21 protein-coding genes and 1 pseudogene are annotated in these 22,726 nt (G+C 72.6%); 14 read left to right on the forward strand and 8 right to left on the reverse strand.

Annotated elements, in window-relative coordinates:
- Positions 1-125 precede the first annotated feature (125 nt).
- Positions 126-1,682: a glycerol-3-phosphate dehydrogenase/oxidase gene (locus tag ACFXHB_RS05155; RefSeq protein WP_380572209.1), complete on the forward strand. Its 1,557-nt coding sequence runs from the start codon at positions 126-128 to the stop codon at positions 1,680-1,682.
- Positions 1,683-1,698: 16 nt separating this feature from the next.
- Here the strand turns inward: ACFXHB_RS05155 and ACFXHB_RS05160 are convergent, their stop codons facing one another.
- The gene (locus tag ACFXHB_RS05160) at positions 1,699-1,992 is read right to left on the reverse strand and encodes a hypothetical protein (RefSeq protein WP_380572211.1); all 294 of its coding nucleotides are present in this window, start codon (positions 1,990-1,992) and stop codon (positions 1,699-1,701) included.
- 190 nt (positions 1,993-2,182) lie between these two features.
- Positions 2,183-2,944 carry an SDR family oxidoreductase gene (locus ACFXHB_RS05165; RefSeq protein WP_380572213.1) on the reverse strand — a complete coding sequence of 254 codons (762 nt, stop codon included), beginning with the start codon at positions 2,942-2,944 and terminating at the stop codon, positions 2,183-2,185.
- A gap of 103 nt (positions 2,945-3,047) precedes the next feature.
- Here ACFXHB_RS05165 and ACFXHB_RS05170 point away from each other — a divergent pair, with 103 nt between their 5' ends.
- Both ACFXHB_RS05170 and ACFXHB_RS05175 read left to right on the forward strand, forming a co-directional pair.
- Positions 3,048-4,004: a LysR substrate-binding domain-containing protein gene (locus ACFXHB_RS05170; RefSeq protein ID WP_380572215.1), complete on the forward strand. Its 957-nt coding sequence runs from the start codon at positions 3,048-3,050 to the stop codon at positions 4,002-4,004.
- Between the two features lie 129 nt (positions 4,005-4,133).
- Positions 4,134-4,709 (forward strand): TerD family protein, encoded by a 576-nt coding sequence (locus ACFXHB_RS05175; protein WP_380572216.1) that lies wholly within the window; start codon positions 4,134-4,136, stop codon positions 4,707-4,709.
- A 153-nt stretch (positions 4,710-4,862) separates the two neighbouring features.
- Here ACFXHB_RS05175 and ACFXHB_RS05180 read toward each other — a convergent pair whose 3' ends face one another.
- Positions 4,863-6,113, reverse strand: coding sequence for an FAD-dependent monooxygenase (locus ACFXHB_RS05180; protein ID WP_380572217.1), 1,251 nt, complete (start codon positions 6,111-6,113; stop codon positions 4,863-4,865).
- 301 nt (positions 6,114-6,414) lie between these two features.
- Between ACFXHB_RS05180 and ACFXHB_RS05185 the strand changes: the two genes are divergently transcribed.
- Positions 6,415-8,463: an FAD-dependent oxidoreductase gene (locus ACFXHB_RS05185; RefSeq protein ID WP_380572219.1), complete on the forward strand. Its 2,049-nt coding sequence runs from the start codon at positions 6,415-6,417 to the stop codon at positions 8,461-8,463.
- Between the two features lie 26 nt (positions 8,464-8,489).
- Here the strand turns inward: ACFXHB_RS05185 and ACFXHB_RS05190 are convergent, their stop codons facing one another.
- Entirely contained in the window at positions 8,490-8,948 is a 459-nt protein-coding gene (locus ACFXHB_RS05190) for a PPOX class F420-dependent oxidoreductase (protein WP_380572220.1), read from the reverse strand.
- A 160-nt stretch (positions 8,949-9,108) separates the two neighbouring features.
- Here ACFXHB_RS05190 and ACFXHB_RS05195 point away from each other — a divergent pair, with 160 nt between their 5' ends.
- Entirely contained in the window at positions 9,109-9,666 is a 558-nt protein-coding gene (locus ACFXHB_RS05195) for a PadR family transcriptional regulator (protein WP_380572222.1), read from the forward strand.
- A gap of 107 nt (positions 9,667-9,773) precedes the next feature.
- Complete coding sequence (locus ACFXHB_RS05200) at positions 9,774-10,526, forward strand: hypothetical protein (protein WP_380572224.1); 753 nt, start codon at positions 9,774-9,776, stop codon at positions 10,524-10,526.
- A 66-nt stretch (positions 10,527-10,592) separates the two neighbouring features.
- On the opposite strand, the pseudogene ACFXHB_RS05205 reads toward ACFXHB_RS05200, so the two are convergent.
- Positions 10,593-10,706: pseudogene (locus ACFXHB_RS05205) on the reverse strand (RICIN domain-containing protein); the annotation flags it as partial.
- 77 nt (positions 10,707-10,783) lie between these two features.
- Between ACFXHB_RS05205 and ACFXHB_RS05210 the strand changes: the two are divergent.
- From ACFXHB_RS05210 to ACFXHB_RS05220, 3 genes are all read left to right on the forward strand, one after another.
- Positions 10,784-11,149 (forward strand): hypothetical protein, encoded by a 366-nt coding sequence (locus ACFXHB_RS05210; RefSeq protein WP_380572225.1) that lies wholly within the window; start codon positions 10,784-10,786, stop codon positions 11,147-11,149.
- Positions 11,150-11,516: 367 nt separating this feature from the next.
- Entirely contained in the window at positions 11,517-11,876 is a 360-nt protein-coding gene (locus ACFXHB_RS05215; protein WP_380572228.1) for a hypothetical protein, read from the forward strand.
- A gap of 635 nt (positions 11,877-12,511) precedes the next feature.
- Entirely contained in the window at positions 12,512-12,871 is a 360-nt protein-coding gene (locus ACFXHB_RS05220) for a hypothetical protein (protein ID WP_380572230.1), read from the forward strand.
- A gap of 84 nt (positions 12,872-12,955) precedes the next feature.
- Here ACFXHB_RS05220 and ACFXHB_RS05225 read toward each other — a convergent pair whose 3' ends face one another.
- Positions 12,956-13,693, reverse strand: a complete 738-nt coding sequence (locus ACFXHB_RS05225; protein ID WP_380572231.1) for a TetR/AcrR family transcriptional regulator — start codon at positions 13,691-13,693, stop codon at positions 12,956-12,958.
- A 136-nt stretch (positions 13,694-13,829) separates the two neighbouring features.
- Between ACFXHB_RS05225 and ACFXHB_RS05230 the strand changes: the two genes are divergently transcribed.
- The 4 genes from ACFXHB_RS05230 (at position 13,830) to ACFXHB_RS05245 (ending at position 19,354) form a co-directional block, all read left to right on the forward strand.
- Positions 13,830-15,389 carry an APC family permease gene (locus ACFXHB_RS05230; protein WP_380572233.1) on the forward strand — a complete coding sequence of 520 codons (1,560 nt, stop codon included), beginning with the start codon at positions 13,830-13,832 and terminating at the stop codon, positions 15,387-15,389.
- Positions 15,390-15,524: 135 nt separating this feature from the next.
- Positions 15,525-17,177, forward strand: coding sequence for an amidohydrolase (locus ACFXHB_RS05235; RefSeq protein WP_380572235.1), 1,653 nt, complete (start codon positions 15,525-15,527; stop codon positions 17,175-17,177).
- A gap of 103 nt (positions 17,178-17,280) precedes the next feature.
- Positions 17,281-17,970, forward strand: coding sequence for an SDR family NAD(P)-dependent oxidoreductase (locus ACFXHB_RS05240; protein ID WP_380572236.1), 690 nt, complete (start codon positions 17,281-17,283; stop codon positions 17,968-17,970).
- Between the two features lie 262 nt (positions 17,971-18,232).
- On the forward strand, positions 18,233-19,354 hold the full coding sequence (locus ACFXHB_RS05245; RefSeq protein WP_380572238.1) for an NADAR family protein: 1,122 nt from the start codon (positions 18,233-18,235) through the stop codon (positions 19,352-19,354).
- A 102-nt stretch (positions 19,355-19,456) separates the two neighbouring features.
- On the opposite strand, the gene ACFXHB_RS05250 is transcribed toward ACFXHB_RS05245, so the two are convergent.
- The gene (locus ACFXHB_RS05250; RefSeq protein WP_380572240.1) at positions 19,457-20,338 is read right to left on the reverse strand and encodes a carbon-nitrogen hydrolase family protein; all 882 of its coding nucleotides are present in this window, start codon (positions 20,336-20,338) and stop codon (positions 19,457-19,459) included.
- A 6-nt stretch (positions 20,339-20,344) separates the two neighbouring features.
- Positions 20,345-21,916, reverse strand: a complete 1,572-nt coding sequence (locus tag ACFXHB_RS05255; RefSeq protein WP_380572241.1) for an APC family permease — start codon at positions 21,914-21,916, stop codon at positions 20,345-20,347.
- 122 nt (positions 21,917-22,038) lie between these two features.
- On the opposite strand from ACFXHB_RS05255, the gene ACFXHB_RS05260 reads away from it, so the two are divergent.
- Positions 22,039-22,647 (forward strand): TetR/AcrR family transcriptional regulator, encoded by a 609-nt coding sequence (locus ACFXHB_RS05260; RefSeq protein ID WP_380572243.1) that lies wholly within the window; start codon positions 22,039-22,041, stop codon positions 22,645-22,647.
- Positions 22,648-22,726: the final 79 nt, after the last annotated feature.

Below are 22,726 nucleotides of genomic sequence, written 5' to 3' on the forward strand. Positions count from 1 at the left end.
GGGGCGGTCGGACGCCTCGCGCCGGGCGGGCTCGGGGCACCCGGCGCCTCGCGTCGGACGGCCTGTGCCGAACGGACCCCTCGCGCCATGACCATGCACGCCGTGACGAACGGATACCTCGCGCCATGACGACCAATGCCGGGCCTTTCGCCGGAACCGCCCGACTCACCGCCCGGCGGCGGGAGTTGGAGCTGGACTCGCTCGCCGCCACCCCGTCCGTCGACCTACTGGTGATCGGTGGCGGGGTCACCGGCGCCGGAGTCGCGCTGGACGCGGCCGCGCGCGGCCTCCGGGTCGCCCTCGTGGAGGCTCGCGACCTGGCCTTCGGTACCAGCCGGTGGAGCTCCAAGCTGGTCCACGGCGGCCTGCGCTACCTCGCCTCCGGGCGGATCGGCGTGGCGCGGGAGAGCGCCGTCGAGCGCGGCGTGCTGATGACCCGCACCGCCCCGCACCTGGTCCGACCGCTGCCCCAACTCATCCCTCTGCTACCGGGGTTGCTGCGCCCCGGGCAGGCGTCGCTGGTCCGGGCCGGCTTCCTCGCGGGGGACGCGCTGCGGCTGAGCGCCGGTACGCCGGGCGCGCTGCTGCCCCGGATGCGCCGCATCGACGCCGCCCGGGCCCGCCAACTGGTGCCCGCCGTCCGGTCGGAGGGCCTGACGGGTGCGTTGGTCGCGCACGACGGCCAACTGGTCGACGACGCACGGCTGGTGGTGGCACTCGCCCGGACGGCCGCGCAGTACGGCGCCACCGTGCTCACCCGGGTCCGGGCGGAGGAGGTCACCGGCACCTCGGCCCGACTGGTCGACGGCCTCACCGGGCAGTCCCTGGTGCTCACCGCCGGCGCGGTGGTCAACGCCACCGGCGTGTGGGCCGGCGAGGTGGACCCGTCCATCCGGCTGCGGCCCAGTCGTGGGACCCATCTGCTGGTCGACGCGGCCACGCTCGGTTACCCGGTCGCGGCGCTCACGGTGCCCGTACCGGGCTCCACCAGCCGGTTCGTCTTCGCGCTGCCGCAGCAACTCGGCCGGGTGGCGATCGGGCTGACCGACGAGGACGCTCCCGGGCCGGTCCCGGACGAGCCGCGACCGACCGAGGCCGAGCTCGACTTCCTGCTCGACACCGTCAACGCGGCCCTGACCACCGCGCTGACCAGGGCTGACGTCCGCGGCGCGTACGCCGGGCTGCGGCCGCTGATCGACACCGGTGGCGGCAGTACCGCGGACATCTCCCGGCAGCACGCGGTGCTGGAGTCCCCGTCCGGGGTGATCACGGTCGTCGGCGGCAAGCTCACCACCTACCGGCGGATGGCCGAGGACGCGGTGGACACCGCCGTCCGCCTGCGCGGCCTGCCGGCCCGTGCCTGCTGGACGGCCCGGTTGCCGCTGGTCGGCGCGCCGGGGCACCGGGACAGCCGGCCGGCGCCGGCCGGCGGGGTGCCCGCCTCGCTGGTCGCCCGGCACGGCGGAGCCGCCCGCGAGGTCCTGGCGGCCGGCGGCGCCGAGCCGATCGCCGAGGGCATCGACGTGACCCGCGCCGAGATCGCCTACGCGGTGACGCACGAGGGCGCCCTGGACGCCTCCGACGTGCTCGACCGCCGGACCAGGATCGGCCTGGTGGCACAGGACGCCGACCGGGCCCGTGCGGCGGTGCGGGAGATCGTCGAGGAGTCCTTGACGCGGTAGCGCGGCCTGCCGGCCCTCAGTGGCCGACGCGCTCCGGCGCCGGGTGGACGGTGCCGCCCAGGTCCACCGTGCAGGCGAGCGGGTGTTCCGCCGAACCGGTCCGCTCCAGCCGGACGGAGAGCGGCGGCGCCGGCTCCTCGGGAAGCCGGGCGGTGAGGGTGAGGGGGTAGACGCCGTGCCCGCGCACCCGGTGGAAGGCGTACTCCTTGCCGTCCACCAGCAGCTCGGTCTCGGTGATCCAGCCCGAGCGGACGTTCACCGTGACGGACCGGCCGGCCCGGTCGAGATGGAAGCTGTACCGGCGGCGCATGGCACCTCCCGCGCGGGGGTCCTGGCCCGCGTGACCAGTCTAGATGACCGGGGGCCGGGGAGGGGGAGTCCAAGGTCAGGATGTGACACCGGACTTGGACTCCGCCGCGATCTCCGGCCTCCTGTGGTCGGGAGCTGCACCCGGAACGGCCGGCGCGCCCTGCCCGCTCCCGGTGCCGCTCCCGCCCCGGTCACACCAGCCGGCCGCCGCCGTCCACGTGCAGGACCGTCCCCGTGACGAACGGGCTGGCCATCGAGAAGAGGACGGCGCGGACCAGGTCGTCCGTGCTGCCGACCCGGCGGGCGGGGTTGCGTGCGGCGACCGCGCGCAGGAACGGTTCCTTGTCGGCGCCCATCCGGTCCCAGGAGCCGCTGTCCACGATGCCGGGGGAGACGGCGTTGACCCGGACCGGGGCGACCTCGACGGCGAGAGCCTGGACCAGGAAGGCCAGCGCCCCGTTGGTGGCGGCCATCACCGTGCGGGCGGGGGCCGGGCGCCAGGCGGCGACACCGGAGAAGAAGGTGAACGAGGCGCCGTCGGGGCCGTCGGTCGCGGCCTGGCCGGCCAGGTGCTTCGCGAGCAGCAGCGGTCCGACCACCTTGGCGGCGAACGCGCGCTGCACGTCGGCCAGTTCGAGTTCGGCGAGCGGGCCGTTCGCGGGCATCGCCGCCGTCGAGACCAGGTGGTCGAAGTGACCGGTGGTGGCGGCGAGTGCGGCGATCGAGGCCTCGTCGGTGAGGTCCACCGGGACGACCCGGGCCGGGCCGGCCAGCTCGCCGGCGGTCCATTCCAGCTTGCGCGGGTCGGGGCCGGCCAGGACCAGTTCGGCACCGGCGGCGGAGGCGGCGCGGGCGAGCGCGCGGCCGGTGTTCGAGCCGGCGCCGACGACGACGACGCGGCGGCCTTCGAGGGCGGTGGAGGAGGGGGCGGGTACGGGCGTCTCGGCGGTCATGACGTGGCTCCTGGGGAGGTGGGGTGTCTGCGCCGTCCACCCTCCGCCGAGCTGCGGTGATGCGTCCAAGGCTTCTCTTCTCCCACAGCCATAAACTCTGTGCATGGCCACGCTCCGACAGCTCGAATACCTGGTGACCGTCGTCGACACCGGCTCGTTCACCCGGGCCGCCGCACTGCTGCACGTCACCCAGCCCGCGCTCTCGCACCAGGTGCGGGCGCTGGAGCGGGCCGTCGGCGGCACCCTGCTGGAGCGACTGCCGCGCGCCGTCCGGCTGACGCCGATGGGCCGGGCGGTGCTGCCGCACGCCCGCGCCGCGCTCGCCGACGCCGAGCGCCTGCGCGGCGCGGCCCGGCTCACGGCCGGCCTGGACGGCGGCGAGCTCGAACTCGCCACCGTCTACTCGATCAGCCTCGGCATCCTGCCGCCGGTGCTGCGGGCCTGGCGCCGGCTCCACCCGCGGGTGCGGATCCGGCTGCGCGAGTACGCCCACAACGACGAGCTGCGCGCGGCGATGGCGGCCGGGCAGGCGGACGTCGCGGTCGGGACGCCGCCGCCGGACTGGGAGGGGCCGATCCGGGAGCTGGGCGTCGAGGAGTTCGTGCTGGCACTGCCCGCCGAACCGGACGAGGCGGCGGAGGGCCGGACGGTCCGGCTGGCCGACCTGTCGGGGCGTGACTGGGTGCACTACGCGCCCGGCAACGGCCTCGCCGACCTGCTCGACGAGGCCTGTGCGGAGGCCGGGTTCCGGCCGCGGGCGGCGGTGCGGACCGAGCAGACGGCGGCCGCGCCGCTGCTGGCCGCGGCCGGGCTGGGCCCCGCCCTGGTACCCGCCAACATCGTCCCGCCGGGCTTCGACGGCCTGGTCCGCCGCCCCGAGCCGCCGGTGCGGCGCCCGCTCGCGGCGTACGCCCGGACCCGGCCGGATCCGCTGACGGCGGCCTTCGTCGAGCTGCTGGCCCGGCAGGCCTGTCTGCTGCCGCCGCATGTCGCCGCGCTGCTCGGGGGTGAGCTCCTCGGGGGCGAACCGCTCGGGGGCGAACCGCGCGGGAGCGAGTGAGCCCCGTGGCGCCCGGCGGTGGCGGGCGGTCGCCGGGGGCGCGACGGGGGCGCATCCGGACGGATGGATTCTCGTGATCTCTACAGTGTTGTAGATTCTTCTGGAGGGAGAGCAACCGAGGAGGGCATCGTGGGAGTTTCGCTGGCCAAGGGTGGCAACGTCTCGCTGACCAAGGAGGCGCCGGGTCTGACCGCCGTCATCGTCGGTCTCGGCTGGGACGTGCGGACCACCACCGGGGCCGACTACGACCTGGACGCGAGCGCGCTGCTCTGCAACGCGGTCGGCAAGGTGGTCTCGGACCAGCACTTCGTCTTCTTCAACAACCTGCGCAGCCCGGACGGTTCGGTCGAGCACAGCGGCGACAACCTGACCGGCGGCGGCGACGGCGACGACGAGCAGATCAAGGTCGACCTGGACGCCGTGCCGGCCGGGGTGGCCAAGGTGGTCTTCCCGGTGTCGATCTACGACGCGGACGCCCGACTGCAGAGCTTCGGCCAGGTCCGCAACGCGTTCATCCGGATCGTCAACCAGGCCAACGGCCAGGAGCTGGCGCGCTACGACCTCTCCGAGGACGCCTCGACCGAGACCGCGATGGTCTTCGGCGAGCTGTACCGCAACGGGGCCGAGTGGAAGTTCCGCGCCATCGGCCAGGGGTACGCCTCCGGCCTGCGCGGCATCGCCACCGACTACGGCGTGAACGTCTGAGACCGTCCGTCGCGCCACGCGGCGGCGGTTGAGTCCGCCGCGCAGCCCGGCGGCGTTTGAGGCGATCCGCCGCGCGGCGCGACGTCGCGAGCGTCTGGGACGACCCCTCGGGCCGTCCCAGACGTCGCGGGCCTGGCCGAACGCCCCTTCCAGTCAGTCGGCCTGACGGTGCGTCGGCGGTCGCCCGAGGGCGTGTCCGCCGAACCCGCCCGTCCCGGCGACCTGCTGGCGCCACCAGGCGGTCATCGTGCCGTCGTCCATGGTCGACCAGTCCGGCGCCTCGGTCACCTGGGCCCTCCCGAGCCGCCGGCCGACCTCGACCATCTCCCGCCCCACCGCGCCGCGTTCGCGGTCGTACGCGGGCAGCAGCTCCGCCCAGGAGTCGGCCGCCCGCCAGGCGTCCTCGAAGGCGCAGGCGTCCTGCACCGCCTTCACCGCGCCGCTGGTGTTGTGCGGGCGGACCACGGTGGCCGCGTCCCCGGCGAGCAGCAGGCGCCCGGCGGTCCGGCGCGGAGCCGCCAGGTCGTAGATCGGCTGGATGAAGGTCCGTTCGCGGGGGGAGAGGGTGACCACCCGGGCCCAGTAGGGCGGCAGGTGCCGCTCGGCCAGCTCGGCCAGCTCCTCGAACCGCCCGGTGGTGAGCGCCCCGGCGGGCACGCTGGTCGGGTCACCCGGTCGCAGCCAGGCCGGAGTGGGCGCGTAGAAGACGAAGTTGACCTGGGTGGAGCCCGGGGTCAGACCCGGGATGCGGTACAGCACCACCTGGCCGCCGGGGTAGCAGACCGTGATCACCTCGTGGTCCGGCCAGAGCGCCGCGCCGCCGGGCAGCTCGGCGAGCAGCCGGGCGTCGAAGCTGCCGCGCCAGCAGACGTAGCCGGCGTACTCGGGCCGGGCCTCCGGGCAGACGGCCTCGCGGACCACCGAGCGGTAGCCGTCGGCGCCGATCACCAGGTCGTACCGGTCCGGTCCTCCGTCGGGGCCGGTCAGCCGGGCGTGGTCGCTGTCGCCCGCCACGGCGGTGACCGCCTCGCCCAGCCGGAACTCCACGCTGTCGGGGGTGCGTTCGCGCAGGGCCTGCCAGAGCACTCCCCAGTGGTAGGAGCGGAACGGCATCTCCTGTGCCCAGAGCAGCCGTCCGCGCGGTCCGGACCCGCCGTCGGGGTCGTGGGCCAGCCAGTGCCGCTGGGTCAGCCGGTGCCAGCGGATGCCGTCGTCGAGGTGGCCGGCGCGGGCCAGTTCGGTGTACCGGTCGTGGAGCACGCAGAGGCCGACGCCGCGGTCCTCCAGTCGGCCGGGGCTGCGTTCCAGGACCACCACCCGGTCCGCCCCGCCCCGGGCGGCCGCCCGCGCGAACGCGCACCCCGCGATGCTGCCGCCGACCACGGCTATCGATCCGCCTCGCACTGTCGTCCCCTCCCCGGGGATTCCTCCGAACCCCCCTTCGGGGAACGACCATACGCACACTCCGCTTCGACCTGACGGGTGGTCAGGCATATTGGACGCGGTCGTCGGATGGGGTGCGGTAGGCGGCCGGCCCGCCGTCGGTCCGCCGTCGGTTCGCACTCGGCCCGCGGTCGGTCCGCGATCCGCTCGCGGTCGGCGCCGGTCGGCGGGCCGTGCGGTTATGCAACTAGTTGCACATGCCGCGCCGCGTCCCCTACCGTGTGGTAACGACGAGCCGCCGCATGCCGTACAGGAGACGCCGATGAGCACCGACCCCCAGCGGGCCCGGGAGCCGTACCCGCACCTGCTCAGCCCGCTCGACCTCGGCTTCACCACCCTCCCCAACCGCGTGATCATGGGCTCCATGCACGTCGGCCTGGAGGAGGCGCCGAACGGCTTCGAGCGGATGGCCGCCTTCTACGCCGAGCGCGCCCGCGGCGGCGTCGGCCTGATCGTCACCGGCGGCATCGCCCCCAACGAGGCCGGCCGACCCTGGGGCGGCGGCGCCATGCTCACCACCGAGGCGGAGGCCGACCGCCACCGCGTCGTCACCGACGCCGTGCACGCCGCCGGTGGCCGCATCGCGATGCAGATCCTGCACTTCGGCCGCTACGCCTACCACCCCGACCTGGTCGCCCCCAGCGCCGTCCAGGCCCCGATCAGCCCGTACGTGCCGAACGCGCTCACCGCCGAGCAGGTCGAGCAGACCATCGAGGACTTCGCCCGCTGCGCCGCCCTCGCCCGCCGGGCCGGCTACGACGGCGTCGAGATCATGGGCTCCGAGGGCTACCTGATCAACGAGTTCACCGCCGCCGCCACCAACCACCGCGAGGACGCGTGGGGCGGCGGGTACGAGAACCGGATGCGCTTCCCGGTCGAGATCGTCCGCCGGGTCCGCGAGCGGGTCGGCCCCGACTTCATCCTGATCTACCGGCTCTCCATGCTCGACCTCGTCCCCGGCGGTTCCACCCTCCCCGAGGTCGTCCGACTCGCCCAGGCCGTCGAGGCGGCCGGCGCGACCATCATCAACTCCGGCATCGGCTGGCACGAGGCGCGGATCCCCACCATCGCCACCTCCGTCCCGCGCGGCGCCTACGCCTGGGTCACCAAGAAGGTGATGGGCTCGGTCGGCGTCCCGCTGGTCACCAGCAACCGCATCAACACCCCCGAGATCGCCGAGCGGTTGCTCGCCGACGGCCACGCCGACCTGGTCTCGCTGGCCCGCCCGCTGCTCGCCGACGCCGACTTCGTCGGCAAGGCGCGGGCCGACCGCTCCGAGGCCATCAACACCTGCATCGGCTGCAACCAGGCCTGCCTGGACCACACCTTCAGCGGACAGATCACCTCCTGCCTGGTCAACCCGCGCGCCTGCCACGAGACCGAACTCGTCCTCGCTCCGACCAGGCTGCGCAAGCGGATCGGCGTCGTCGGCGCCGGACCGGCCGGCCTCGCGTTCGCCGTCTCCGCCGCCGAACGCGGCCACGCCGTCACCCTGTTCGACGCCGCCGACACCGTCGGCGGGCAGCTGAACGTGGCCCGGCGCGTCCCCGGCAAGGAGGAGTTCGACGAGACCTTGCGCTACTACCGCACCCGGCTGGCCGAGTTGGCGGTCGAACTGCGGCTCGGCGCGCTGGTCGCGGCGGCGCGGCTCGCCGCCGAGGGCTTCGACGAGATCGTCCTCGCCACCGGCGTCACCCCGCGCCGCCCGGCGGACCTCCCGGGCATCGACCACCCCAGCGTGCTCGGCTACCTGGACGTGCTGCGCGACGGCGCGCCCGTCGGCGAGCGGGTCGCCGTCCTCGGCGCCGGCGGCATCGGCTTCGACGTCGCCGAGTACCTCACCGACCAGGGCGACGCCGCGAGCCTCAATCCGCCGGTGTTCCACCGCAAGTGGGGCATCGACCCGGAGTACCGCGAGCGCGGCGGCCTGACCCGTCCCGACCCGCCGCGGCCCCCGCGCAGCGTCCACCTGCTGCAGCGCAAGACCACCAAGGTCGGTGCCGGCCTCGGCAAGACCACCGGCTGGATCCACCGCACCGAGCTCAAGCACCGCGGCGTCACCATGGTCGCCGGCGCGAGCTACGAACTGATCGACGACGCGGGCCTGCACATCGTGGTGGACGGCGAGCGGCAGCTGCTGCCCGTGGACACCGTCGTCCTCTGCACGGGTCAGGAGCCGCGCCGCGAGCTGGACACCGCCCTGCGCGCGCTCGGCATCACCCCGCACCTGATCGGCGGCGCCGACGTGGCCGCCGAGCTCGACGCCAAGCGGGCCGTCAAGCAGGGCACCGAGCTGGCGGCCGTGATCTGACCGCCCGCCCGCTCGGCGCCGGCGGTTCAGGCGTCGACGTCCAGTGCGGTGCCGTAGAGCCGGTGGACCCGCAGCCTGACCACCAGGCGCCGTTCGGCGACCTGCTCGGCCAGGAACTGCCGCGGGTCCGCCGGCCGGAACTCCGCCGGGAGCATCGCCAGCAGCTCCTGCCCGACCGCGTCACCGGGCTCGGCGGACGCCTCGGAGATCTCCGCCTCGCCCTCCGCGACGGCAAAGGAGAACGGGTCCGGCCCCTGGACGTGCAGCGCCGCCCGGGGATCGCGCCGCAGGTGACGGACCTTGACGCGGTCGGCGGTGGTGGAGAACCGCACCGTCCGCTCCGCTGGGTCCCAGCGGTAGAGCATGGTGGTCAGGTGCGGGTGGCCGCCGGCCTTGACGGAGGCGAGGGTGCCGAACTGCTGGGCGGCGAGCAGGTCCGAGGCGGCCTGGTCGGAGAGTGGGCGCGGGGCCGGTCGTTGAGTCATATCCGGGACAACCGCTCGGCGCGCACAATTGTTCCGTACTGGATTACCCGTATGTGGACGACTTTCCTCGGCGGTCGAGTACGGGGTCCGGAGCCCGTCGTCAGGCCCGCCGTCCGGCCCGCCGTCCGGCCCGCCGTCCGGTCCGGCCTACGATCGGTGCATGTCCCTGCCGCACGCCATCCTCACCGCCCTGCTGGAGAAGCCGTCCTCGGGGCTGGAGCTGACCCGGCGGTTCGACAGGTCGATCGGGTTCTTCTGGTCCGCCACCCACCAGCAGATCTACCGGGAACTGGGCCGGCTGGAGACCGCCGGCCTGATCCGGGCCCTCCCGCAGGACGCCCCGGTGCGCGGCCAGAAGAAGGAGTACGAGGTCCTGCCCGCCGGCCGCGTCGAACTCGAACGGTGGACGGCCGGCGGGGACGAGCCGAAGGCCGTCCGCGAACCCCTGCTGCTGCGGCTGCGCGCGGCGGCGGTGGTCGGCACCACCGGACTGGACGCCGAGCTGGCCCGCCACCTCGCCCTGCGCCGCGCGCAGTTGGCCGACTACCGGGAGATCGAGCGGCGCGACTTCCCGCCGTCCGGCACCCCGGCGGACGACCGGGCGGCCGACGGGGACCGGCTCCGGCACGCCGTGCTGCGGGCCGGCATCGGACTGGAGACCTTCTGGGTCGAGTGGCTCACCGAGACCCGCGCCGCCCTCCCGGCCGATCCCTCCTGACCGTCCCATCGGTCCTGACCTGCGAAGACGTCGCGTGGACGGGCGGGACCGCAGGGCCGGTGGGACACTGAGTGCCTGTCCCTGCCCGACTCCCGATCGGGGGCCGTATGTCGCACCCGAGGCCTCTCCTCGCCCTCACCGCCGCAGCCGTGGTCACCGTGGTCGCCCTCGGGACGGCCGGTCTCACCACCGGCTCCGCCGCCGCCCCACCGGCCGTCTCCCTCGGGGCCGCCGCCCCGGCCGACCGCCTCCCCACGGCCGACCAGCTGAAGGCGGCCCTGCTGAGTACCGCCGAACTCGGCCCGAACTTCACCGAAGTCCCGGTCGGCCAGAGCTCCGCGTCGACGGGCGGCGGCGCCTCCCCGGTCGCCGGCTGCGACGCGCTCCGCTCCCTGCTCAACGGCACCGAAGCCGGTCCGTCGCCACAACTTCCGCACCAGGAAGTCGAATTCGACGGCCCCGACGGCAACCCCATGGTGACCGAATCCCTCACCGCCGAAGACGCCGCCCAGCTGACCAGCGACTTCACCGTCGTCACCGACGCGTTCACCGACTGCCACAGCCTGACCTTCAACGACGGCACCGACGCCTCCGTGACCTTCACCGTCACCCCCGTCACCCTGGGCGACCGCCAGGGCGCCCCCGCCGTCCGCCTCGACGGCACCCTCGCCGGCGTCCCGCTCAACGGCTACATCGCCGTCGAACGCTTCGGCACCGTCGCCCTGTCCTACGGCTTCTTCCAGCGCGACGACGCCTCCTCGCAGCTCGCCTCCCTCTACTACCGCGCCGCCGTCGCCAAGGCCGAACGCACCCTCGGCTCCCCCGCCGGCACCGCCACCGCCCCACCCGCCTCCGTCTGACCCCACCGAGGGCAGCGGCCCCCGCCGAGCAACAGCTCGACGGGGGCCGGACGTACGGTCAGCGGTTCAGCCGGCCTGCGCCTCCAGAAACCAGCGCTGATTGGCCTTCCCGGTGCACTGCCAGACCCCGAGCGCGGCTCCGTTGGTGGTGTTCCACCCGGGCAGTTCCAGGCAGGTGTGGGAGTCCGGGTTGTCCTACGTAGTAGAGGGGACGTGGAAGACGTTCGATTCATCAACCCGATGACGAGGAGAGTGATATGAAGCTTTCGGCCCTTGGTTACTGGAGTTCGCCGGAGGTGCCGAATCTTCCGGATCCTACACGTTTGGTTGATGCTGATTTGGATGAGTCGGAACGTACCTTCGTCTCTGACTACCTGGCTCGTGGGCAGGTGGCTCGACAGTTTATGGGGGTTTCGCGCTGTCGGCTCTGCGGGAATGCCAATGGTAGTATGGAAATGACCGATGGAACTTTCATCTGGCCAGAAGGGCTAGGGCACTATGTGCTTCAGCATTCTGTGAGACTTCCCCGGGATTTCATTGGCCATATCTTCGCTCGCCTTGAAGAGCTGGACGAAGCGAGCGTAGATCACTCGTGGTGGATGGCTCGAGCTTTTGATGTTTGATTGAGCTGGTCCGTAGTAGGGATGCGCCTTGCAGTCTAGTGGGTCATTTTCCATGGACTGCAAGGCGCTCTGCTTTCGGTGATTTGCGCGGCTCTGCCGGAATGGGTTTGGCTGACTGGCATATTCGCCGTGAAGAAGGCAGCTGAGAATGTGTCCAATGGCGTTGGGTTCTTGAATTGGATCAACCGCATTTGTGGAAATAAGGTGATAGTACCCGCAGTTTGGCGCTCTCTTGGTGCTGTTAGGGTCATGAGGAAGATATGAGAGGGATTCAAGAGAGATTCGAGGGGAGTATGGATTCGTTTGCGAGTTCAATCCTGCGGAAAGGCTTCGGGGTTGATTGATGCGAATTTCTAGTGTGCGAGCCGTGGTTGGCCTTCTCGTCACGCTGGCGGTGGCTGCCGTCGCGGTTGTCCTGATTGCCGCTTCTGGTGACACCTGCAAGGTCCCCTCGGCCGACCGTCGAGCCGTTGTGGATGGGCGTGTAGAAATCGCTCATTCGAGCACGACAAATCCGGCAGGGGCAGAAGAGTTTGAAATGTCGTACCTTTTGCTTCCTGCGATTGGAGTGTCGGTCGATTCCATCGCGGTCGAGATGTCCCGCCTGGAGGGCAAGGGCTGGAAGGTCGCGGAGGCTACGGGTGAGGGGGCCTCGGTCCTGAGTCCGACTGGAAAGACCCTGGCGAGAATTGAATACCCTGAGACCTTCCTCCGTGAATGCGGCTGATCATATAAGTCTTAATCCTGTCCTGCAGAAAATAGGGGATAAGCTGCGAGAGAATCCTGGCGCCGTCGTCATCACGCTTGAGCGAATATCGCGTTAGCGCGTTTACCCGGGGTGCAGATGGAGTTGGTCGGGAGTTCTGTCGGTCCAACTGATTGCCGGGGATGAGTTGGTGTCCGCCTGTTAGGGCCTGCGAGTCTTCCGGGAGTGTGGCTGTGGATTTTCTGGTGCTTCTGATTCCCTTGCTTGCGGGAATTGCCATTGTGACGGACTTCCGGGGGGTCAGTAGGTTGTTCATGCAGCCAAGCGAAAGGCCTCCCTCGAAGAAGGGAATGGCCGGCCCCCACCTGCTTGCGGGATGGTTCTTCGTCCTGCTGTCCGCAGTGGGTCTACTGATGGGTTTCATCGAGCTCATAGCGGGTTGATCGGGCATTGCCGCGCGTCTGCGTACGCCGGCACCGGGAAGCGGCGTGCACTCGGTCCCGTTGTGGCCCGAGGTGGATCTGACCTGGGGGTGGGACATGCGTGGCGGGAAGCTGGGGGGCGCGGTGCCGAGGGTGCTGGAGTGGCTGCAACGGCCCTCTCGGAATTGGGCCTTGTGGATCGTGGCGTGCACTGTTCGTTACAGCGTGGCTTTCATGGCCGGCTGGGTGCTGGTCTCCCTGACGGAGCCTCGGATAGCGGACCCGGGTGACCCCGACCCTGGGGCGAGGCTTGGTCTCTGGAGTTCCTTCCAGGGCTACATGGCGGGGTCCCCCGGAATGCTCCTGTTCGTCGGCGCGCCTTCGATGATCTTGTTGGTGCTGATCTCCGGGCGGCGGACGAAGCTTCCGGGTGACGAGTTCAAGGTGCTAGCGGGAGCGCTCCTGCTGCTGCCCGTGGTCCTCCTGGTTCCGGTCGGCAGCTGGATGATGATCATCGTTCAGATTGCCGTCCAGGCCCTCTTCGTCGCTTTCCTCATGCCGGCTGGTCGGTCGGACCGGGAGGCGACCGGGTAGGGCGCTCTGCTGTCGGCGGAGGAAGCTGCGGGCGCACGACGGGGACCCGGTCCCGCGCCCGCATGCTCGGTGGGCGTGAGGGAGTCAGCGTTGCGTGCCGTCCCCCGCCGCGCCCCCGCCCCCCGCCGCGGTCAGGCGCGCCGCCGCGGCCTCCAGGAGGAGGTCGAGGGCGAAGGGGTAGCCGCTGCGGTCCATGTCGGTGATCAGCAGGTCGGCGGTGGCGGCGATGTGGGGGTGGGTGTCGGGGGTGAGGCGGCCGTAGCGGACGCGCCAGACGGCGAGGTCGGCGGCGCGGGCCGGGCCGGGGAGGGCGAGGGTGGCGGCGTCCTGGGCGGCGAAGGCCAGGGCCTGGTCGATGAAGGCGTGGTAGACCCGGACGGCCTCCGGGTCGGGGAAGCCGGCGGTGCGCAGCACGCCGAGGATGGTCTCGACGGCCCGTATCTCGTTGTCCCGCCCGGTGGTGCGGTGGGCGGCGAGCAGGGCGGCCTGGGGGTGGGCCTGGTAGGCGGTGTGGACGCGGGTGCCGATCTCGCGCAGGTCGGCGCGCCAGTCGCCGGTGAGCCGCAGGCCGTGCTGGGCGCGGCCGATGAGCTCGTCGGCGACGGCCAGCATCAGGTCGTCGGTGTTGTGGAAGTACCGGTAGACGGCGCTCGGGTCGGCGCCGAGCGCGGCGCCGAGGCGGCGGACGGTGAGGGCGGCCGCGCCGTGCTGGCCGATCAGCCGCAGGGCGGTGTCCACGATGACCTGCTCGGACAGTACCGTGCCCTGCTTGGTCGGCTTGCGGCGCCGCCGTTGCGGTTCGGGGACCACGCGTTCCGTCATGGCGGGGAGCCTAGGGCATCCGTGCTTATGACAACAGCATTGACGTGAGTGGACGGCCAGGCTTTCATGGCCGCCACGGCTCGGGACAGCTACCGGCCGCCACCCCTTACCCCCCCACGATCAAGGCGGTGATCCGTTGGCAACGACGGTCAAGGACTCCGGCGACGCCCCGAGAGTCGGCGCGCCCACCCCCGCGGGCCCCATGCGCAAGTCCGTCGGCGTGGTCGGCGGGATCGTTCTCGCCGCCTCCAGCACCGCCGCGACCAGCAGTATCGGCATCGGGCTCGGCCTGATGGCGGGCGTCGTCGGCCTGCACCTGCCGGCCATCATGCTGCTGGCCTTCCTCCCGGTGCTCGGCATCGCCGGGGCGTACGGGCGGCTCAACCGGGTCGATCCGGACGCCGGCAGCAGCTACACCTGGGTCGGCCGGGTCCTCAACCCCTGGCTGGGCTTCCTCACCGGCTGGGTGAACACCGTCGGCACCGTGGTGTTCATGGCCTACACCACCACCGTGACCGGCTCCGCACTGATCCAGCTGCTCGGCCAGGCGCACCTGCGCTCGGTGGCCGGGCTGCGGCTGGACGCGGACTCGACCCTCCAGGCCACCCTGCTCGGCATGGTCGTGCTGGTGGCCGCCGCGCTGGTCGCGGTGCGCGGCCTGGAGCTCGCGGCCCGGCTGCAGAAGTACCTGCTGATCTTCGAGTACGCGGTGCTGCTGGCCTTCTGCGGCTACGGGCTGTTCGCCGGTGACCAGCCGTTCTCGCTCGACTGGTACAACCCCTTCGCGATCCCCTCGATGGACGCCCTCGCCCAGGGCATGGTGCTGGCGGTGTTCTGCTACTGGGGCTTCGAGTCGGTCTTCAGCATCGGCGAGGAGGTCCGCGAACCGGGCGACGCCTCCCGGGGCGGCTTCATCGCGCTGGTGGTGATGCTGCTGCTCTTCCTGCTCGCCGGTACCGCCTTCCAGCGCGTGCTGCCGATCGACGAACTGGCCGACAACGGCGCGCACGGGCTGACCTACCTCGGCGAGAAGCTGGCCCGCCAGCCGCTCGCCGCCCTGCCGCTGATCGCGCTCACCTTCTCCGCCGTGGCCTCGCTGCAGGCCTCCGTCATCCCCACCGCCCGGGGCATGTACGCGATGGGCCGCGACGGCACGCTCGGCGCGGTCTGGACCCGGATCCACCCCCGGTACGGCACCCCGGCGGCCGGCACCCTGCTGATCTCGGGCGCCGCCATCGTGCTGGCCGTGCTCTCGCTGGTCATCCCGACCGTGAACGACCTGATCTCGGCGACGGTCAACGCGATCGGCATCGTGGTGGCGCTCTACTACGCGCTGACCGCGCTGGCCGCCGCGGTGCGGTTCCGGCACCTGCTGCGCACCGCGCCGCTGGAGGGGCTGCGCGCGGTCGTGGCGCCGCTGCTCGGCGCGGCGGTGTTGTTGGCCGTCGGTGGGTATCTCTGCTGGATGCTCTACGACTCCGCCGACCACTTCGAGCTCTCGGCCGACAACGGCTGGTTCGGCCTGTCCGTGCCGGTGCTGATGATCGGGTCCGGGCTGGTGGCCGCCGCGTGGTCCCGCTTCCACCGCAAGTCCGCCTACTTCGACCGGCAGGCACCGGCCGATCGGACCGCGCCGATCGACCCGAGCCCCACCGATCCGACCGCCGTCCCCGCTGCCCGAACCCCCACCGCCTGAGCCCCACCGCCTGAGCCCCGCCGCCTGAGCCCCGCCGCCTGAGCCCCGCCGCCTGAACCCCCACCGCCTGAACCCCCACCGCCTCCCCGCACCCCGGCCGCACCCCCGGTCGCCGAACCACCAGGAGCACCACCCATGCCCAAGGCGCCCACGTCCAAGGCCGACCTGGTCTTCACCAACGGACCCGTCCACACCGGCGACCCGGCCCGCACCCGCGCCACCTCGCTGGCCGTCACCGGTGAGCGGATCACCGCAGTCGGCCACGACGAGGTCCGCGAGCTGATCGGCCCCGGTACCGAGGTCGTGGACCTCGAAGGCCGGCTGTTGATCCCCGGTTTCCAGGACGCGCACATCCACGCCGTCTTCGGCGGCGTCGAGCTGGCCGAGTGCGACCTCACCGGGACGGTCGGCGCCGACGAGTACCTGCGCCGGGTGGCCGCGTTCGCCGCCGCCCACCCCGACCGGGAGTGGATCACCGGCGGCGGCTGGTCGATGGAGAGCTTCGAGGGCGGGGTGCCGACCCGCCACCTGCTGGACTCCGTCGTCCCCGACCGCCCGGTCTACCTGGTCAACCGCGACCACCACGGGGCCTGGGCGAACACCCGCGCCCTGGAACTGGCCGGCGTCACCCGGGACACCCCCGACCCGGCGGACGGCCGGATCGAGCGCGAGCCGGACGGCACGCCGAGCGGGACGCTCCAGGAGGGCGCCACCGGCCTGGTCGCCCGGCTCGTCCCGCCGACCGACGCGGCCGGCCGGCTGGCGGGCCTGCACCGCGCGCAGGAGCTGCTGCACTCGCTCGGCATCACCGGCTGGCAGGACGCCCTGCTGGGCATCTTCAACGGCCAGCCGGACCCGTCCGACGCCTACGCGGCCGCCGCCGAGGCCGGGACGCTGACCGCGCGGGTCACCGGGGCGCTCTGGTGGGACCGCAACCGGGGCGCCGAGCAGATCGCCGAACTCGTCGCCCGGCGCGAGCGGTTGACCGGTGGCCGGTTCCGGGCCGGCTCGGTGAAGATCATGCAGGACGGCATCGCCGAGAACTTCACGGCCGCGCTCACCACCCCCTACCTGGACGGCTGCGGCTGCGCCACCGCCAACTCCGGCCTCAGCTTCGTCGACCCCGCCGCGCTGTGCGGCTACGTCACCGCGCTCGACGCGCTGGACTTCCAGGTGCACTTCCACGCGCTCGGGGACCGCGCGGTGCGCGAGGCGCTGGACGCGATCGAGGTCGCGCAGGGCGCCAACGGCCGGCGCGGCAACCGGCACCACCTCGCCCACCTCCAGGTCGTCCACCCGAGCGACCTGCCGCGGTTCGCCCGGCTCGGCGCGATCGCGAACATCCAGCCGCTCTGGGCCGCCCACGAGCCGCAGATGGACGAGCTCACCATTCCGTTCCTCGGCCCCGAACGGGCCGCCTGGCAGTACCCGTTCGCCGGACTGCTGCGGGCCGGTGCCACCCTCGCGGCCGGCAGCGACTGGCCGGTCAGCAGCCCGGACCCGATCGCCGGCCTGCACGTGGCCGTCAACCGGATGGAGCCCGAGGCGACCGACGGCCGGGTGTTCCTGCCCGAGCAGCGGCTGGACCTCACCACCGCCCTCGCCGCCTACACGGCCGGCACCGCCCATGTGAACGGCCACGACGACGCGGGCAGCCTGCGGGCCGGCAACCTCGCGGACCTGGTGGTGCTGGACCGCGACTTCTTCGCCGCCCCGGCCGAGGAGATCGCCGCGACCAAGGTCGAACGGACGTACGTGGGCGGCGCGTTGGTGTACGCGAAGTCCTGAGGCCTCATGCCGCACCGCGCCGCACCGGGTGTTCCGGTGCGGCGCGGTGACCGCCTCGTAAACCGGTGGTCGGCGTCGCCGCCCCGGGGAGAGGCTGTGCCCCATGACGACAACCTTGATCACCGGGGCCAACAAGGGCCTCGGGCACGAGACCGCCCGCCGCCTGATCGCCGCGGGCCACACCGTCTACCTGGGCGCACGCGACACCGAGCGGGGCACCGCGGCCGCGGCCGGGCTCGGCGCCCGGTTCGTGCACCTCGACGTCACCGACGACGCGTCCGTCGCCGCCGCCGTGGCCACCGTCGAGGCGGACGGGGGCGTGGACGTCCTGGTCAACAACGCCGGAATCGAGGTGCGGTCGCCGGAGGGCGAGATCATCGGCGCGGCGGAGCTGACCGCCGACGTGCTGCGCGAGGTGTTCGACACCAATGTGTTCGGCCTGGTCCGGGTGACCCATGCCTTCCTGCCGCTGCTGGAGCGCTCCGCCGCCCCGGTGGTGGTCAACGTCAGCAGCGGCCTCGCCTCGCTGACCCGGGCCGGCCACGGGTACCCGGGGGCCGCCTACCCGGCCTCCAAGACCGCGGTCAACATGCTCACCGTGCAGTTCGCCAAGGCGTTCCCGCTGATGCGGATCAACGCGGTGGAGCCCGGCTACACCGCGACGGACCTGAACCGGCACGCGGGCACGCAGACCGTCGAGCAGGGCGCCGAGATCATCGTCCGGATGGCCCAGGTGGGGCCGGACGGCCCGACCGGCGGCTACTTCGGAGCGGCGGGCCCGCTGCCCTGGTAGCGGCCGGGGGCGGTTGGGGCGGCGGGGACCAGCGCGCCTGACGTGGGAAGTCGGCCGGTCCGACTTCCCACGTCACGTCAAGTGGGGGTGTCGCGGTGATGGTGACCAGCTCACCGGAGTGCGACCGATGGACGGGTGTCTCATCGGCATCTCACCGGCAGGCTCCGTGCGGAACGCCGCAGTCCTGGGCCTTGAGCTCCCGGAGGCCGCCCCGGAGGAATAAGCACGGGCTGCGCGGCGACCGCTGCGGCACAATCCCAGGATGATCGGCAACCGGATCACTCATCGCACGGCGGACGGCGTCCGCATACCCGGCACCTGGCGGCACGCCTTCATCCACAACGGCGACCACTACTTCCTCACGGACCTCTTCATCTACGCCGACGGGCTCATCGACTGCTGGGGCCTGGTCACCGTCGAGGAGTTCGAGGAGAAGCTGCGCACCGGCTGGGTGGCCACCAGCTTTCCGGAGGGTGGCAAGGCCTCCGCCCACGAGCTGGCGGACTGGAGGTTCGGCGAGCCGGAGAGCTGGCTCACGCCCGAGCTGTTGGTCGCCGAAGTCCGCGACACCATCGACCTGCTGAACGGGCGACCCGATTCGACCGGCCGCTGTCTGGCCGCCGTCGACGTCTTCCTCGCCGACCGGACCGAGGAGAACCGGGCCGCGGCCCGCGCCGCGTTCCTGGCCGTTCCGGAGTCGCAGCGCCGCTACGCGCTGGGCGACATGGACAGCAAGGACCGCCCGCTGAGGGTCCTGGTGGCAGGGCCCGGCGGCCGGACGTACCTGTCGTTCGACGGAACGGTCACGCGGGAGGACTACGACAGCGCCCTCGTGTACTTCGAGGAACGGGCACGGTGGAGGGCCGCGCGGGCCACCCGCGTCCCCGCGGACGGACCGGCGACAGCACACGCCCCGGCGGTCCAGCTCTACCACACCTTCCCGACCCGGCCGGTGGACGATCCCGGCAGGCTCGGTCTGCGCCACGACTACCCCGCCCCGATCACGGTCGCGGACACCGACTACCCCTCCGCCGCGCACGCCTACTGGGCCCTGTCGGTCGCCGAACCCGGGACCCGGCACGTGATCGCGGCAGCGGAGAACGCCGCCGTGGCGCGCACGCTCGCCGCCGAGGCCCCTCGCCGCGAGGGCTGGGAGCACGCCCGGACCGCCGTCATGACGCGCCTGCTGCGCGCCAAGTACGACCAGCACCCCGAGTTGGCCGAGGTCCTGCTGGCGACGGACGACGCCACCCTGATCTACGACGACATGAACTCGGCCTTCTGGGGCGACAACGCCGGCCGGGGCCGCAACTGGTCCGGGCGCCTCCTCGAACTCGTCCGCTCCGAACTGCACGCGCGTCGAGCGGGCATACCCGAGCTGTGAGCCGTCGGGTCCGCGATCTCGCCGAGCCGGTCCGACGTCGGCGCGGCCGACCGTAGGTCGACCGGACGGGACAGCGGGGAGCGGGGCGGGGGCCGGGCCGGGCTACGCCTGCTCCTCCCGCAGCCAGTCCGGGGTGCGGAAGGTGCCGCCGTACATGGGGAGTCGGACGGTCTCGCCGTAGCGGGCGAGCTGGGCCCACGGGCGGTTGAGGCCGGCCGAGCCGTAGCGGCGGACGCGGGTGACGGCGTCCAGGTCGAGGACGTCGATCAGGACCTCCTCGCCCGGGCCGGCCTGTTGGCGGACGATGCCCTCCGGGTCCACGACGACGCTGCCGCCGACGCCGGCCGGGTCGGCCGCGTTGACGTTCACCACGTAGAGCTGGTTGGTCCAGGCGTTGGCACGGGCACAGACCAGTTCCATCTCCCGGTCGCGGGTGGTGGTGAGGGTGGGCTGGATGACGATCTCCGCACCCAGCCAGGCGAGTTGGCGATAGGTCTCGGGGAACGAGCCGTCGTAGCAGATGGCCAGGCCCACCCGGCCGATGCCGGGGATCTCGAAGACGGTGAACTCGTTCCCGGGGGCGGCCTGTTCGTACGGCTGCCAGGGGAACACCTTGCGGTAGCGGGCCGCGATCCCGCCCTGCGGGGAGACGGCGATCGCGGTGTTGTAGACGCGCCCGTCCGCCGGGTCCCGCTCGAAGAGGCTGCCCGGGACCAGCCAGAGGCCGGTCTCCACGGCGAGCGCGCGGATCCGGTCGGTGAGCGGACCGGGGACGGTCTCGGCGGCGTGCTCCATCCAGTCGGCGGGCGCCGGCCGCAGGAGCGGACCCTCGGCGGCGAGCAGCAGTTCGGGGACGACGACGAGCTGGACGTGCGGGAAGAGCGCGCGCGTCGTCCGGACCTGGTCGGCGAAGCGCTCCCAACTGGCTTCGAGGTCATGCGGGACGGGCGAGGTCTGCAGGGCGGCGATGGTGAGCGTGCGCATGGTGGTTCAGTCCTCGGTAGGGGCGGTTCGGGGGATCCGGGTGGTCCGGGCGGCCGGGTCGGTGGCCGCGGCCGGGGTCTCGGTGACCGTGAGCCGGGCGACCGTCGCGCGGCCGTCGCGGAAGAAACCGGGCAGGCGGCCGCGCACGACCAGCAGCGCCACCACGCCCACGGCGACGGTCCCGACGCCGAGCAGGAAGACCCCGCCCACGCCGTGGAAGGAGGTGTTGCCGTACGCCGGGTCGACCATGTCGGCCGCGCTGCGGACGAAGGCGGCGAGCATCAGCAGCCCGCCGAGCAGGGGCAGTACGCCGCGCAGCAGCAGGTCGCGCGGGGAGTCGCGCAGCCGGTCGCGGAAGTACCAGACGCAGGCCAGCGCGGTCGTGCCGTAGTAGCCGGCGATCAGCAGGCCGACGCAGAGAATCGCGTCGCCCAGGAAGTGGTCCGACACCAGGCTGAGCAGGACCATCAGGCCGGCCGCCGACGTGCCGAAGAAGACGGTGCCGAAGCCCGGGGTCAGATGGCGGGGGTGGAGCCGTGCGAAGGCGCGCGGCAGGGCGCCGTGCGCGGCCATCGAGAGGGTGCCCCGCGAGGTGCCGACCAGGCAGGTGAGGAGCGCGGACGCGGCCGAGACACAGACGGCCAGCTGCATCACCCGGGCGAGGGTGTCGCCGAGGACGGGCGGGCCGAGGGCGGCGAGCACGTCGGCGGCGTTGGCCGGGTTGCCGAGCCCGAGGCCGTCGGTGCCGGCGCCGGCGAAGGAGAGCGCGGCGAAGGCGGTGAACAGGTACGTCCCCAGCAGGACGAGGGTGGAGATCACGGCGGCCTGGCCGGGGATGCGGCCGCTGTCGCGGGACTCCTCGTTGGTGGTGATCAGCGCGTCCCAGCCCCAGTAGATGTACAGGCAGAGCAGGACGGCCTGGGCGAACGGCCCGAAGCCGTCGAAGCCGGACGGGTTGAGCCAGCTCAGGGACGGGGTGGCGGTGCCGGGCCGGGCGAGGGCGGCGGCGCCGAAGCCGAGCAGCGCGAGCAGTTGGAGCCCGAGCAGCGCGTACTGGACGGCGGCCGCGACGTGCAGGCCCCGGTAGGCGATCGCGGTGATCCCGGCCAGCAGCAGGACGGCCGTGGCGGTGACGGCGGCGGTGCTGTCGGCGAGCGCGTGCAGGCCGAGCAGGGCCAGCAGGTATCCGGCGCTGACCTTGGCGAGGGCGGTCATCGCGATGACGGTGGCGGCCTGCGCGACCCAGCCCCCGGCGAGCCACCCGGCGGCCGGTCCGAAGGCGCGGGTGGTCCAGACGAAGGTGGTGCCGCAGTCCGGCATCTCCCGGTTGAGCTCGCGGAACGCGAAGGCGGTGAGCAGGATCGGCACGAAGCCGAGCAGCAGCGCGGCGGGGGCGTGCTCCCCGGCGACGAGCGTCACGAAGCCGAGGGTGACGGCGATGCTGTAGGCCGGGGCGACGGAGGAGAGGCCGAGCGCGATCGAGGCGGCGAGGCCGACCGAGCCGGCGCGCAGGCCCTTTCCGGAGGGGGCGGGCGGTGGGGCCGGTCTGACGTCGGTGGTGTGGGGGTCGGTCGTCACGGCGGGCTCCTGGGGGCGGAGAGTTGTTAAACGCAGATTTAAGAGACTGCCCGTCGCATCCGTCAAGAGAGGGGGAGGTATCGTTAAATCTGAAGACAATAGAAGCTCGGAGGGAGCAGGGCGTGGCAGGCAGGAAGGGCGGCGGCAAGGAGGCCCGCCGGGTCGAACTGGGCGCGGCGGTGCAGCGCGCCCTGATGGTGCGCGGCCTGGAGGGCCTGCGACTGCGGGACATCGCGGAGCAGGCCGGGGTCACGCCTGCCGCCGTGCTCTACTACGGGGACCTCGACGGCCTGGTCCACGAGACCTACCAGCAGGCCATCGAGCGCTACAGCCAGGACCGCGAGAAGGCGGCGGACGGCTTCACCGACGCCCGCGACAAGCTCAGGGCCTGCATCGACAACGGCGTCGCCACCGGCCCCGAGGACTCGCTCACCAGGCTGCTCTTCGAGTACTGGCCGCGCTGCCTGCGGGACGCCAAGGCCGCCGCGCTGGACAGTGCTCTGACGGAACGTCAGATCGCTGTCTACTCGGGAATCCTGGTCCTCGGAGAGGCGCAGGGCCACTTCGCCCTGCCGGACCCGCCGCGCCTGCTGGCGGCCAACTTCGTGGCGATGGAGGACGGCTACCAGATGGAGGTGCTCGCCGGCCGGCGCACCCGCGCCGAGGTGATCGGCGCGCTCTACTCCTATGCCCGCGCGGTGACCGGCCACGATCCGGGTGCGCGCGCCTGAGCGAACGGGAGTCGGGGGGGGGTGGACGACCGGGGGCGCTACAAAACCCGCAAGCCGGGGGGGGGGGGGTTCAGCCGGC

The sequence above is a fragment of the Kitasatospora sp. NPDC059327 genome, assembly GCF_042752535.1.
Classification (GTDB): domain Bacteria; phylum Actinomycetota; class Actinomycetes; order Streptomycetales; family Streptomycetaceae; genus Kitasatospora.

Bases quoted from the DNA above. Each gene is read 5' to 3' on its own strand.
- ACFXHB_RS05190 (WP_380572220.1), bottom strand. From the start codon at position 8,948: ATGACTCAACGACCGGCCCCGCGCCCACTCTCCGACCAGGCCGCCTCG.
- ACFXHB_RS05220 (WP_380572230.1), top strand. From the start codon at position 12,512: ATGGCCGGCTGGGTGCTGGTCTCCCTGACGGAGCCTCGGATAGCGGAC.
- ACFXHB_RS05210 (WP_380572225.1), top strand. From the start codon at position 10,784: ATGAAGCTTTCGGCCCTTGGTTACTGGAGTTCGCCGGAGGTGCCGAAT.
- ACFXHB_RS05225 (WP_380572231.1), bottom strand. From the start codon at position 13,693: ATGACGGAACGCGTGGTCCCCGAACCGCAACGGCGGCGCCGCAAGCCG.
- ACFXHB_RS05165 (WP_380572213.1), bottom strand. From the start codon at position 2,944: ATGACCGCCGAGACGCCCGTACCCGCCCCCTCCTCCACCGCCCTCGAA.
- ACFXHB_RS05200 (WP_380572224.1), top strand. From the start codon at position 9,774: ATGTCGCACCCGAGGCCTCTCCTCGCCCTCACCGCCGCAGCCGTGGTC.
- ACFXHB_RS05155 (WP_380572209.1), top strand. From the start codon at position 126: ATGACGACCAATGCCGGGCCTTTCGCCGGAACCGCCCGACTCACCGCC.
- ACFXHB_RS05170 (WP_380572215.1), top strand. From the start codon at position 3,048: ATGGCCACGCTCCGACAGCTCGAATACCTGGTGACCGTCGTCGACACC.
- ACFXHB_RS05245 (WP_380572238.1), top strand. From the start codon at position 18,233: ATGATCGGCAACCGGATCACTCATCGCACGGCGGACGGCGTCCGCATA.
- ACFXHB_RS05185 (WP_380572219.1), top strand. From the start codon at position 6,415: ATGAGCACCGACCCCCAGCGGGCCCGGGAGCCGTACCCGCACCTGCTC.
- ACFXHB_RS05235 (WP_380572235.1), top strand. From the start codon at position 15,525: ATGCCCAAGGCGCCCACGTCCAAGGCCGACCTGGTCTTCACCAACGGA.
- ACFXHB_RS05195 (WP_380572222.1), top strand. From the start codon at position 9,109: ATGTCCCTGCCGCACGCCATCCTCACCGCCCTGCTGGAGAAGCCGTCC.
- ACFXHB_RS05250 (WP_380572240.1), bottom strand. From the start codon at position 20,338: ATGCGCACGCTCACCATCGCCGCCCTGCAGACCTCGCCCGTCCCGCAT.
- ACFXHB_RS05160 (WP_380572211.1), bottom strand. From the start codon at position 1,992: ATGCGCCGCCGGTACAGCTTCCATCTCGACCGGGCCGGCCGGTCCGTC.
- ACFXHB_RS05240 (WP_380572236.1), top strand. From the start codon at position 17,281: ATGACGACAACCTTGATCACCGGGGCCAACAAGGGCCTCGGGCACGAG.